Annotated in this window: 9 protein-coding genes; 7 read left to right on the plus strand and 2 right to left on the minus strand. The window is 69.7% G+C overall.

Annotation, left to right across the window (positions count from 1 at the left end; translation table 11 throughout):
* Positions 1 to 13 precede the first annotated feature (13 nt).
* Complete coding sequence (locus tag ALI22I_RS14735) at positions 14 to 2,695, minus strand: ATP-binding protein (RefSeq protein WP_077006133.1); 2,682 nt, start codon at positions 2,693 to 2,695, stop codon at positions 14 to 16.
* 80 nt (positions 2,696 to 2,775) lie between these two features.
* On the minus strand, positions 2,776 to 4,347 hold the full coding sequence (locus ALI22I_RS14740) for a GMC family oxidoreductase (protein ID WP_077006058.1): 1,572 nt from the start codon (positions 4,345 to 4,347) through the stop codon (positions 2,776 to 2,778).
* A 398-nt stretch (positions 4,348 to 4,745) separates the two neighbouring features.
* Here ALI22I_RS14740 and ALI22I_RS14745 point away from each other — a divergent pair, with 398 nt between their 5' ends.
* The 7 genes from ALI22I_RS14745 (at position 4,746) to ALI22I_RS14775 (ending at position 11,859) form a co-directional block, all read left to right on the plus strand.
* A complete protein-coding gene (locus ALI22I_RS14745) occupies positions 4,746 to 5,915 on the plus strand; it encodes an acyl-CoA dehydrogenase family protein (protein ID WP_077006059.1) in 1,170 nt (389 codons plus the stop codon).
* A 10-nt stretch (positions 5,916 to 5,925) separates the two neighbouring features.
* Entirely contained in the window at positions 5,926 to 6,360 is a 435-nt protein-coding gene (locus tag ALI22I_RS14750) for an SgcJ/EcaC family oxidoreductase (RefSeq protein ID WP_077006060.1), read from the plus strand.
* Positions 6,361 to 6,446: 86 nt separating this feature from the next.
* Entirely contained in the window at positions 6,447 to 7,121 is a 675-nt protein-coding gene (locus ALI22I_RS14755; RefSeq protein WP_077006061.1) for an aspartate/glutamate racemase family protein, read from the plus strand.
* Between the two features lie 164 nt (positions 7,122 to 7,285).
* On the plus strand, positions 7,286 to 8,506 hold the full coding sequence (locus tag ALI22I_RS14760; protein ID WP_077006062.1) for a cytochrome P450 family protein: 1,221 nt from the start codon (positions 7,286 to 7,288) through the stop codon (positions 8,504 to 8,506).
* A gap of 35 nt (positions 8,507 to 8,541) precedes the next feature.
* On the plus strand, positions 8,542 to 9,333 hold the full coding sequence (locus tag ALI22I_RS14765; RefSeq protein ID WP_077006063.1) for a hypothetical protein: 792 nt from the start codon (positions 8,542 to 8,544) through the stop codon (positions 9,331 to 9,333).
* Between the two features lie 148 nt (positions 9,334 to 9,481).
* Positions 9,482 to 10,504 (plus strand): 4-hydroxyphenylpyruvate dioxygenase, encoded by a 1,023-nt coding sequence (hppD, locus tag ALI22I_RS14770; RefSeq protein ID WP_083751728.1) that lies wholly within the window; start codon positions 9,482 to 9,484, stop codon positions 10,502 to 10,504.
* Between the two features lie 314 nt (positions 10,505 to 10,818).
* Positions 10,819 to 11,859: an NAD(P)-dependent alcohol dehydrogenase gene (locus ALI22I_RS14775; RefSeq protein ID WP_077006065.1), complete on the plus strand. Its 1,041-nt coding sequence runs from the start codon at positions 10,819 to 10,821 to the stop codon at positions 11,857 to 11,859.
* Positions 11,860 to 11,927 lie beyond the last annotated feature (68 nt).

The raw sequence follows: 11,927 nt of genomic DNA on the forward strand, positions 1-11,927 counted from the left end.
ACGACTGGCGCTCTCACAGGTCGAGACGGCCGAGCTCAGCGCGGCGCCGCACGCCGAGCTTGGGGTAGGCCCTGTAGAGATGATGGCCGATGGTGCGCGGGCTGAGGAACAGTTCGGCGGCGATCTCCCGGTTGCTCAGGCCGAGTGCCGCCCGCCGCACGACCTGTAGTTCCTGAGGGGTCAGGCCGCCCGCGGTCTGCGCGGTCGCTCCCGGTGCGGTCTCGCCGAGCGCGGTCAGCTCCGCCCGCACCCGCGGCTGCCAGCCGTGCGCCCCGATCTGGTCGAACGTCTCGTGGGCCAGCAGAAGCTGGCGCCTGGCCGCCATCCGGCGGCGGCTGCGCCGCAGCCACTCGGCATAGACGAGCCGGGTGCGGGCCAGGTCGTAGGCTGCGCAGCCGGTCGTGTGCAGGGACTCCTCGAAGAGGCGTTCCTGCTCGGCGTCCTCGGCGAGCATCGCCTGGCACCTCAACACGAGCGCGGTCGCCACCGCGCTCTTGGTGTGCGTCGCCCACTCGGTGAGCAGCGGCAGGCGCCGTCGGGCCGCGTCAGTGTCACCCAGCCGCACGGCGGCTTCGACGTAGTCGGGGACGGCACGCACCATCAGGTCCCGGCCGGGCGGACCGGCGCAGACGGCGTCGAGGCGCTTGAGCGCGGCCACCGTGTCGCCGCCCGCCAGGTCGGTGAGCGCGAGCGCCCAGGTCGCCTGTGCGGTGGCCATCCGGTGCTGCCGTGGGTCGTTGAGCACGCGGGCGGCGCTGCGGGTCGCGGCCCCGGTGTCGCCCCGGACCGCGGCGAGCCAGGCGGAGATGGCGGTCAGCACCACGGCCTGGAGGCCCTGGCCCAGCTCGGTGGCCATCGACAGTGCCTCGTCGACATTCGCCTCCGCGTCGCGGAACCGGCCGGTGACCAGCAGACCGAGCGCGAGCGGCTCCTGCGCGTAGGGCAGCCGGCCGAGCGCACCCTGGCCACGCAGCTCGGCGACGTGATCGTCGAACATCGTCACCGCCGTGTCGTCCTCACCCACCAGCAGTCCCAGGAACCCGGCCAGCATTCGCTCCACGGTGACCTCGCCGGCACTGTCGCGGGTGGCCAGCAGCGTGCCGCGCATCGGCTCGACCGCGGACCTGATGTCGCCGCGCAGCAGGTCGGTGAGGCCGATCAGGGCATCGACCAGGGCGGCCGGGCCGCCGCGTACGGCGCGCAACTGCTCGGCCGCGCGGGACAGCAGGCCGAGGTCGGCGGCGTCCCGCGCGCACCAGACCGCCTCCGTCAGGATGGCAACGGCACGTCGGGGATCGACGACGAGGACCGGTCCGGCCGCCTCGAGCGCGATCCGCGCGGCCTCGGCCGGTGACGATCGCTCGTAGGCGACCTGTGCCCGGATCCAGCCCGCCTCCGCGATGTCGCCGGGCCGCTGCGCCAGGTGCGTGCCGGCGTCGGCAAGGTCGACGGCCCGGTCGAACTGCCCGGCGTCGTACGCCGCCCGGGCGGCGGCCACCAGGCGCCGTCCGCGAGCCGCCGGGGAGGTGCTCAGCCCGGCCGCGCGCTCCAGGGCGCGCGCGGCTGCCGCCGGGCCACCCCGGCCCACCGCCCGCTCGGCCACCCTCTCCAACTCGTCCGCGACCTCGTCGTCGGGTCCTTCGGCGGCCGTCGCGAGATGCCATACGCGGCGGTCGGCGTCACGTGGTTCGTTCAGCGACAAAGCGAGCGCCTGGTGGGCGGTTCGCCGCTCGGCGTACGCCGCGTCCTGGTAGCACGCCGCCCGGATCAGCGGGTGCCGGAAGACGACTCCGTCGGGCGTCACGTGGACCAGCCGGCCCCGCTCGGCAGGCCCGAAGTCGGTCGCGCCGAGCCCGAGCCGTTCGGCGGCGGCCAAGACGGTCGGCAGTGCGGACTCGTTGTCACACGCCGCGACCAGCAGCGCTCGGCGGGTGCGGTCCGGCAGCGCGCGGACCTGCCGTCCGAAATGTTCCTCGAACCGGCCGGTGACCGGCAGTGGCGCCACCGGCGCCGGGAGCCCGGTGGCCTCCGCCGCATGGGCGGCCAGTTCGACGATGGCCAGCGGATTGCCACCCGACTCCGCGACCACACGGTCGGCGACCTCGCGCGGCAGCGGCCGGGTCGCCGCGACGAGACGGGCCGCGTCGGGCCGGTCCAGCCTCGACAGTGTGACGCTGTCGAGACCCGCCGCGGGGAACGGGCGCTCACCATCCCGGACGGCGAAGATGGTCGCGACCGGGGCGGCATGGAGGCGGCGGACGGCGAACAGCAGCGCGTCGACCGACGGCTGGTCGAGCCACTGGGCGTCGTCGAGCAGGCACAGCAACGGCCCGTCGCAGGCGAGCTCGGAGAGCAGGCTCAGCGTCGCGGCGGCCGGAACGTGCCGCTCGACCGGTGTCCGGCCGGCCCCGAACGCGGCGCGCAGCGCCTCCGCCTGCGTGCCGGAGAGCGCGGTGAAACGATCAAGGTCGCGTGCGAAGAGCAGCTGGAGCGCGGCGAACGCCAACTCGGCCTCGGACTCGATGCCCACCACCCGCAACACCCGCATCCCGCCGGCGACCGCGGCCGCGTAGTCGAGCAGCGCGGTCTTACCGATCCCCGCCTCGCCGCGCAACACCAGAGACCGGCTCCAGCCGTCCTTGGCATCGGCCACCAGGCGATTGATCCGTAATCGCTCCGCCGAGCGCCCGACCATCACAGCCAGACCCTAGTACGACCGCCGGTGCGCCCGCTTACCAGCCAGAAGGTGATCGTCCAGCGACTGCCGTCAAGTCCTCAGGGTTCGCGGAGGAACCCGGCGGCTCGTTCGGCGATCATGATCGTGGCCGCGTGGGTGTTGCCGCGCACGATGCTGGGCATGACCGACGCGTCGGCGACGTGCAGTCCCCGCATCCCGTGTACGGCCAGGTCGGGGCCGACGACCGCTCCCTGGCCGGTACCCATCCGGCATGTCCCGACGGGATGGTGGGTCGACCGCACCTGCTCGGTGAGGTAGGCGTCGAGTGCTTCTTCGGTGGTGACTTCCTGGGCCGGCGCCATCGGTGGACCACAGACCGCGCGTAGCACTGGGTCGCCGAACAGGTGGTCTCGGACCCAGACGAGTCCATCCCGGAGGATGTCGCGGTCGTGGCCGTCGGCGAGGTAGGCCGGGTCCACGAGTGGTGGTGCTCCGGGGTCAGCTGACGCCAGGCGCACCGTGCCGCGGCTGCGTGGCGTCAGCAGCACCAGCATGCAGCTGACCAACGGCTGCGGCAGCGGGGAGCCGTCGGGGCCATTTCGGAGTACCACAAAGGACAGTTGCAGGTTCGGTGCGGGAGCGTCGCGGTCGGTCTGCAACAGGGCGCCCGCGTGGAGGTGGATTGCCTGCGGGTCGTGCCCCGGCTCGGCCGGAGAGTCGATGCCCGGCAGCGACGGCCATATGACGGGTTCCAAAGGGTGGTCGTGGAGGTTCGCGCCGACCCCGGGTAGATCGTGGACGGCCGCGATGCCGTGTTCGGCCAGGTGTGCGGCCGGGCCGATACCGGACAGCATCATCAACTGCGGGGTGCGCAACGCCCCCGCGGTCAGCACCACCGACCGGCGGGCACGGATCACGCGCCCGGTCGAGTCGGCGAGCTGCACGCCGGTGACGGTCCTGCCGGTGGTCAGCAGACGGGCGACTGGGGACGCCGTCGCGACGGTGAGGTTGGGCCGGCCCAGCGCGGGCCGCAGGTAGCCGTCGACCACGCTGTGCCGCTTGCCGTTCACGGCGTTGGATCGGAGCGGTCCGATCCCGGCGCGACCGTTCTCGGCATCGACGTACGGCAGGACCTTGAGCCCGTGGTTGCCGCCTGCCGTGATGAACGCCTTGGCGAAGACGTCGAGGCCGGTGGCGTCGCTGAGCGCCATCGGCGCGTCGGTGCCGCCGCTGCCGATGCCGGGCGCTGCCTGTTCGATCGCGTGGAAAACAGGAAGGACCGCGTCCCAGCCCCACCCGCTCGCGCCCGCCGTGACCCAGCCGTCGTAGTCGGCCGGGTGCCCCCGCAACCACACCATGGAATTGATCGCGCTGCCACCGCCCAGCGCCCGCCCGGTCAGCACCGAGACTGTCCGGCCGCCGAGTGCGGCCTGCGGTGTCGTCTGGTCATCCCAGAACCAGGGCGACTCCGGGATGTGAAGCCCGATGGCCGACGACTGGTTCGTGAACTCGGGGCCGTCGAGGTGTTCACCTGCCTCCAGCGCCAGCACGGTACACGCCGGGTCCTCGCTGAGCCGGGACGCGAGAACACATCCCGCAGCACCTGCTCCGACGACGATGACATCGAACTCTTCCGGCAGTTCGGCCGCGTTGCTCACCAAGCCTGGCATGCGTGATATTGAAGTTATCCCAAGACCCCGGGGTCAAGCAGGAACAAGCCAAAGCGCACCCTGCGGGGCAACTACAGCACGGCCGAAGAAGGCCGCCCATGCCACGACTCGCGGACCGGCCGAAAGACAGCACGTTCCCACGAACAACACCTATTTTCCGGGGTGCGCCCACATGAACGCCAGCGACCGTCCAAGAACGACAGACCACGCGGACCGGCGTGATGCGACACCAACTCGACCAAATGCTGCCCTGTCCGCTGTCGTCCCAGTGTTGCCGGGGACCGCCGGAACGCCGTCGCATCTTCGAGTGTGCTGTGGCGTGACCACCGGCAAAGGGGAAGAAGCGGTTCCGTTGTCCCGCTGCGAAGCTGTGACCGTCGACGATGTAGGAGGTCAAGGTGTCGAGCACCGATGTTCCGACGCGGGAGGAACTGGTTCGCCGCGCGGCTGAACTGGCTCCCGTCCTGAGGAAGCACGCGAGCTGGTCCGAGCACAACCGGCGGATGCACGACGAGTCCGTCGAGGCGCTCGCCGAAGCCGGTGTGTTCAAGTTGCGCCGCCCGAGGCGTTACGGCGGTTTCGAAGCCGACACCCGCACGCTCGTCGACGTCGCCACCGAGCTCGGCTGCGCCGACGGCTCGGCCTCCTGGGTGGCTTCGGTGTACTGGATCCCCACCTGGATGGCCTGCCACTTCCCGGAAGCGGTGCAGGACGAGGTGTTCTCGACTCCGGACGTCCGTGTGTGCGGCACGCTCAGCCCGTCCGCGATGGCCGCGCCGGTCGACGGCGGCGTCGTGGTGAACGGCAAGTGGGGCTTCATCAGCGGGGCGTTGCACGCGCAGTGGCAGGAGATCATCGCGATCCTCGTCCCGCCCGAGGGCGAGCCGTACCCGATCATCGCGCTGGTTCCGATGTCGGACCTGCTGATCGTGGACGACTGGCACACCGGTGGCCTGCGCGGGACCGGCAGCGTGTCGACGGTGGCCCAGGACGTCTTCATCCCGGCCGAACGCGTGCTCCCGCTGCCCGCGGTGCTGGAGGGGCAGGGCGGTGCGGCCGGCTCGATCTACCGGGCGCCGCTGCTGCCGGTCGCCTCGGCGTCGTCGGTCGGCACGCTGCTGGGCATGGCCAAGGGGGCTCAGGAAAACTTCCTCAAGCGGCTGCAGGACCGCAAGATCACTTACACCGCTTACGAATCGCAACGCGAGGCCCCGCTCACGCACCACCAGGTGGCCGAGTCGGCGCTGAAGTTGGACGAAGCCCGGTTCCACGCGCACCGACTGTCCACTTTGGTTGACACGAAGGCTGTGGACGGCAGCTCGTGGAAGCTGGAAGAGCGCGTGATCGCACGGGCCGACCTCGGCGCGGTGGTCCGTCTGGCCAAGGAGTCCATCGACATCCTGGCCGCGGCCTCCGGCGGTTCCTCGATCTACCACGGTGTTCCGATCCAGCGGATCGCCCGCGACGTCGCCGCGGTCAACCTCCACGCGCTGATGCACCCGAACACCAACAACGAGTTGTACGGCCGTGTGCTCTGCGGCCTCGAGCCCAACACGCTCTACATCTAAGGGGGCTTTCATGGCCACGACCGAAACCGGCACCGCCGCCGACCAGGCCGCGATCGCGGCGCTGACCCAGAAGGTCATCGCCGCGTGGGCCTACCACGACGCCGACGCGTTCGCAGGCGTCTTCACCGAAGACGGCACCATGATCCTGCCCGGCGTCTACAAGAAGGGCCGTGACGAGATCCGCGCGTTCCTGGTGGAGTCGTTCGCGGGCAACTACAAGGGCACCCAGGTCACCGGGCGGCCGCTGGAGATCCGCTTCTTCACCCCCGACTCCGGCGTCCTCATCACCCAGGGCGGCGTCCTCGGCCCCGGCGAGACCGAGGTCTCGGACGCCCAGTCGATCAGGGCCTCCTGGACCGTCGTGAAACGGGACGGCTCCTGGCACCTGGCCTCCTACCAGAACACCCCGGCCAAGCACCAACTGCCGAAACCGGGCACCCACTGACCCCGGACACCCGGTCAGGACCGATCCAGCATGGACGTTGAGGGCCGGCTCGCGCGTGACCTTGCGGTGACGGAGACGGAGACGCGATGACGTTGGACGTTGGGGCGCCCGCGGTGGCGGTGATCGCCGGCACGCCCTACGACACCGGCCTCGGCGTTGAGTTGCTGCGGGCCAAGGGACTGGCGGCGGTTCCGCACGCCATGGCGGATTCGCCGGACGAGCAGGATTCATTGCAGTACCAGGATTCCCGCGCGTTGGCGGCGGCGTTCCACGCTCGTCTCCGTGAGCTGCGCACTCGGGGGACCGAACTGGCGATGCTGTTCTGCAATTCGATGTCCGCCGTGGTGGACCACGACAGCTCGGCGCTGCCGGTGATCTCGCCCGTCACCGTCTACCGGGAAGTGTTGCCGGAGCTGCGCTCGTCGTTGGTGATCACCGGGAACGCGCAGGCCCTCGTCGGTGTCGAACGGACCGCATGGCAGGTCAGCCCCGGCCATCGGATGCTCGGGGTGTCGGATCCTGCGCTGGTTCGCGGGATCGAGGCCGGTGACCCGGAAGCGGCCTTCACCGACTCGCACCTGCCGACGACCCTGCGCCTGGCGCAGCGCCTCGAACTGGACGCCGTCGTCCTCGCCTGCACGCACTTCACCACCGTCCTGCCGCTGATCACCGCGTGCTGCGACCTGCCCGTCATCGACGTCGGCGTCCGGCTCATCGAGCTGGCAACGCTGGCCGCCACCGGGTCGGAGATCCCTGGCTGAGCCGTCCATGGCGACCGGGCGACTCGAAGCAGCATGCAAGACGTCGCCGGCACGGCCGGCACGGATGATGAAGGGGCTTCCTGCCTGCCGAACCGTCCAAGGTGGCCGATGGCACGGAACCAAACTTTTACCTTTCCGGTATCGCCGGCAATGCGGAGTGAGAAATGGACATGTGCCCGTACGTACTGGACCGCAGCGGCAGTGACCTCCACGGGGAGAACAAGAACCTGCGTGCCCGCGGCCCGGTCACTCGTGTGGAAGTGCACGGCGGATACACCGCCTGGGCCGTGACCGGTTACGAGGAGGCGAAGCAGCTGCTCGTCGACCCCCGGATCGCGAAGAACACCAAGGACAACTGGCCCGCGTTCCGTGAAGGCAAGGTGCCGCAGGACTGGGAGCTCTACACCTGGGTGGCCATGGACAACATGCAGACCAGGGACGGAGCGGAGCACGACCGCCTGCGCAAGCTCGTCGCCCAGGCGTTCACCAGCCGCCAGGTGGCCAAGTCCCGGCCGATCATCGAGGGCATCGTGCACCGGCTCCTCGACGACCTGGCGACGGTGCCCGCCGGCGAGGTGGTGGACATCAAGGGCAGGTACTTCTACCCGCTGTCGACCATTCTCGTCTGCGACCTGCTGGGCATCCCGGAAGAGGACCAAGCGGCCCTGTTGCGCGTCGCCGCGGTGAACGCGAAGACGACCAACACCGCCGAGGAATCCGAGGCCATCCTCCACCAGTGGGACTCCGCGCTCGTCCGGATGGTGGAGGCCAAGCGCCGGGAACCCGGCGACGACCTCACCACCGTCATCATCAAGGCATCCGAGGACGACCAGGCGCCGCTCACCGACGCCGAAGTCGTCGGCTCAGTGCACCTGCTCATCGGTGGTGGCACGGAAACCACGGCCAACGTCCTGTGCCACACGGTCGTCGACCTGCTCACGCACCCCGACCAGCTCGCCGCGATCCTCTCCGGGGAAGCGAGCTGGGAAGCGGCGTGGGACGAGGAGATCCGCAAGGACGGCGCCGTCGGCTCGATGCCGTTCCGCTGCGCGCTCGACGACATCGAGATCGGCGGGGTGACTATCGCCAAGGGCGACTTGGTGCTCATCAACTACGCGGCGGCCGGCCGTGATCCCGCGAGGTACGGCGACACCGCCGACGAGTTCGACATCACCCGCGCGGACAAGAGCAACCTCAGCTTCGGATACGGCAGGCACCGCTGCCTCGGCCCAGCGCTGGCCACTATGGAGGCGATGGTCGCGCTGCCGGCCCTGTTCGAGCGGTTTCCCGACCTCAGGCTGGCCGTTCCGGCCGCCGAGCTAAAGCCCGCCGCGACGTTCATCTTCAACGGGTACGCGGAAGTCCCGCTGCTGTTGCGGGGCTGAGCGTCCGAGGGAAGGCAGCATCGATGCAGGCCCTCGTGGGTACCAGACCACTGTGCAGCCAGCTCGGCTCCGGGGACGGAGCGGCGATCCTGGTTGCCGACTTCCAGCCGCTCACCACGGCGCCGCGGCTCAGCAGGCTGATCAACGCCGCCGCCACTGGTCACCCGGTCTACCAGGTGGATCCGCGCGGTGCGTTGTCCGGCGACCGGCTCTACGCCACCCTGCCGGACCTGGCCGAGGAGACCGCGGCCAGCTTTCGCGCAGGCGGTTCCTCGGCGGGAACCGACCGGCGGGTGTTCGTCGTGAGCCACTGTAGCGCCGCAGGTCTGTCCCTGCGAATCGCCGAACTCCTGAGCAGCGATCGGGAAGTCACCGCTGTTCTGGTGCAACCGACCTGGCCAGGCACGGAACACGTCGCGGAGCGGTTCGCCGAGTTTCAGGGAAAACTGGGCGGGGGCAGCCGGCCGTGCCCTGACCTGGACGGCGATCCGTGGTCCTGCATCGCGGAGATGGAGCGGCTGATGACCGGGGACCTGACCGAGCTGGCGACACGGCTCGGACTCGGAGCGGTCCCCCCGGCGTTCGCCGAGCTGCGGGTGTCGTACCGGACCTGGCTCGCCTTCCTGCTGGCGTGCCGCAACGACCAGCCGGCGAAAGCGCCCTCCGCCGCGGTCGCGGTGTCGGTGCTGACCGACGAACCCGGCTTCGTGTTGCCCGGGGCCGCTCCGGGGCGGTGCCGGATCACACCGCCACCCCCGGCGGAGCGGCCTGATGCCGTGACGCCGGAGCTGGCCACGGCGGTACTCGCCCAAATCAGCAGCTACTGAACCGGTCTGCCACCGCCGGAACGAGAGCGTGACACGGAAATGACCCGCACCGTGCGTCGGATCGTCTCGTCTCTGCGGGCTGGGTATTGTTCGCGGCGGCCGCAATCAGAAAGTTGCCGCAATGGCCGATCGTTGCAAAGCTGTCAGCATGGCCGCACAAGAGATCGAATACATCGAGTTGTACGCGACAGATCAGTCCGCAGTTCTCGACTATTACATCAATTCGCTGGGTTTCACCCGGGTGGCGACGGCGGCTCGTGCCGCGACGAACTCCGTTCTGTTGCGCCAGGGCAAGGTCCAGTTGATCGTCACGTCCGGACCGGGCAGCGCCCTGTTCCTGGACGAACACGGTGACGGAATCGCTGATGTCGCGCTGAACTGTGACAATGTCGCTGCGGTAGCCGACGCCGCCGCGCTGGCCGGCGCCCGAGTGCACACGACCGACGCCGGCCACCCGTCCGTAACGGGATTCGGCGGCGTCTCGCACACCCTGTTGCCGATGCCGGCCGGTGACAATTTGAGACTGCCGCCTGGCCGCCCATGGGAGGTCGCGCCGACAGCGTCAGCCAGCCCGAACGGGCGGATCCGCTTACTCGACCATGTCGCGATCTGCCTCGAAGGCGGCACCCTGGTCGATCACGCCGACTCCTATCTGGCCGCCTTCGGGCTCGCCCGCTACTCGTCCGAGTACGTCGCGGTCGGCGATCAGGCCATGGACTCGATCGTGGTCCGCAGCCCATCCGGCGGTATCACCTTCACCCTCGTCGCACCGGATCCGGCCAGGAAACCAGGGCAACTCAACGAGTTCCTGGCCAGGAACGGCGGACCCGGCGTACAGCATCTGGCGTTCGCCGTCGACAACATCATCTCCGCGGTAGGGGAAGTCAAGGACCGCGGCGTGGAGTTCCTCAGTGTCCCGCCCGCGTACTACGACAAGCTCACCGAGCGCCTGCCTGACCTGAGCGCGGAGATCGGGGACCTGAGGGCTTCTTCAGTACTCGCCGATCGAGACGAGTGGGGCTATCTGCTGCAAATCTTCACCCGCTCGCCGCACGAGCGGAACACGCTTTTCTACGAGTTCATCCAGCGCGAGGGCTCGCACGGCTTCGGCAGCGCCAACATCCGGGCACTGTACGAGGCGGTCGAGCGCAACCGGCTGACGGTCAGCTGAACACACCCTGCCCGTCCGTCCCGGAGCCTTCCTGGTGTGAAGAAGGTTTCGCGGTGAGCTTGGCCGCGTCCGTTCAGGCCAGAGGACCAGCCCGACGTGCCGCGTGCCGTGTCGCGCTGAGGTTTCCGAGGTGCCGCAGTCGTGGTTCACGCCGATGCCCACTGTCCGCCACCAGCATTCGCACGGTCATCGTTCCGAACCAGCCGTACTCAGGGGACCTGCGTGGTTGGGCAACTTGAGATACGCGGGCGCCGGGGCCGGGGTGGTTGGCTCGGTGGTGCGCTGGTTTCCGATCTCGTGAGGAGTGCTGAGCCTTGTTCACCACTGATGCGTTTGCCGCACCGGCTGAGGGCGCCCCGCTCGGGGCGGCGTCGATCACCCGACGCGACGTCGGTCCGCGGGACGTGCTGATCGACGTGTCCTACTGCGGGATCTGCCATACCGACATTCACACCGTGCGCGGGGAGTGGGGGCCACGGTCCTACCCGTTGGTGCCCGGCCACGAGATCGTCGGAACCGTCGCCGCGGTCGGAGCGGAGGTGACCCGGTTCGCACTCGGAGACCGGGTCGGGGTCGGCTGCATGGTCGGGTCCTGTGGGACGTGCGCGAGCTGCCGGTCGGGCCAGGAGCAGGACTGCGCGGCCAGGGTCGGCACCTACGGCGACACCGACACCGACGGCACCATCACCCAGGGCGGCTACGCCGGGAAGATCGTGGTGGACCAGAACTTCGTGCTCCGCATCCCCGACGGCCTCGACCCGGCGGGGACCGCACCGCTGCTGTGCGCCGGTATCACCATGTACTCCCCACTGCGCCGCTACGGCGCCGGTCCCGGCAAGAAGGTCGCCGTGATCGGACTGGGCGGCCTCGGCCACATCGGCGTCAAGCTCGCCGCCACGATGGGCGCCGAGGTCACCGTGCTGTCCCAGACCCTGAAGAAGCGCGAGGACGGCATGCGTCTCGGCGCCACCCACTACCACGCGACCGGCGACCCCGACGCGCTCGCGGGCCTCGCCGGCCAGTTCGACCTCATGATCAGCACCCTCAGTGCTCCCTTCGATCTCGCCACCCTGCTGTCCCTGCTGGCGCCCGGCGGCACCCTTGTCAACGTGGGCATCCCCGCCGAACCCCTCGCACTGCACGCCTTCTCCCTCATCATGGGCCGCAAGACCCTGACGGGCTCACTGTTCGGCGGCATCGCCGAAACCCAGGAGATGCTCGACTTCTGCGCCGCCAACGACATCACCGCCGACATCGAGGTCATCACCCCCGACGCCATCAACACCGCCTTCGACCGCGTCGTGGCCTCCGATGTCCGCTACCGCTTCGTCATCGACACCGCCACCCTCTCCTGAGCCGGTCCGCCGGAAACCGCGGAAGACGCACAGGCGTGGCTGAAACCTTCGAAACAGCACCATCAAGC

Origin of the sequence: Saccharothrix sp. ALI-22-I (assembly GCF_001984175.1) — a bacterium.
Classification (GTDB): domain Bacteria; phylum Actinomycetota; class Actinomycetes; order Mycobacteriales; family Pseudonocardiaceae; genus Actinosynnema.

Bases quoted from the DNA above. Each gene is read 5' to 3' on its own strand.
- ALI22I_RS14755 (WP_077006061.1), top strand. From the start codon at position 6,447: ATGACGTTGGACGTTGGGGCGCCCGCGGTGGCGGTGATCGCCGGCACG.
- ALI22I_RS14760 (WP_077006062.1), top strand. From the start codon at position 7,286: ATGGACATGTGCCCGTACGTACTGGACCGCAGCGGCAGTGACCTCCAC.
- ALI22I_RS14750 (WP_077006060.1), top strand. From the start codon at position 5,926: ATGGCCACGACCGAAACCGGCACCGCCGCCGACCAGGCCGCGATCGCG.
- ALI22I_RS14735 (WP_077006133.1), bottom strand. From the start codon at position 2,695: ATGGTCGGGCGCTCGGCGGAGCGATTACGGATCAATCGCCTGGTGGCC.
- ALI22I_RS14740 (WP_077006058.1), bottom strand. From the start codon at position 4,347: ATGCCAGGCTTGGTGAGCAACGCGGCCGAACTGCCGGAAGAGTTCGAT.
- hppD (WP_083751728.1), top strand. From the start codon at position 9,482: ATGGCCGCACAAGAGATCGAATACATCGAGTTGTACGCGACAGATCAG.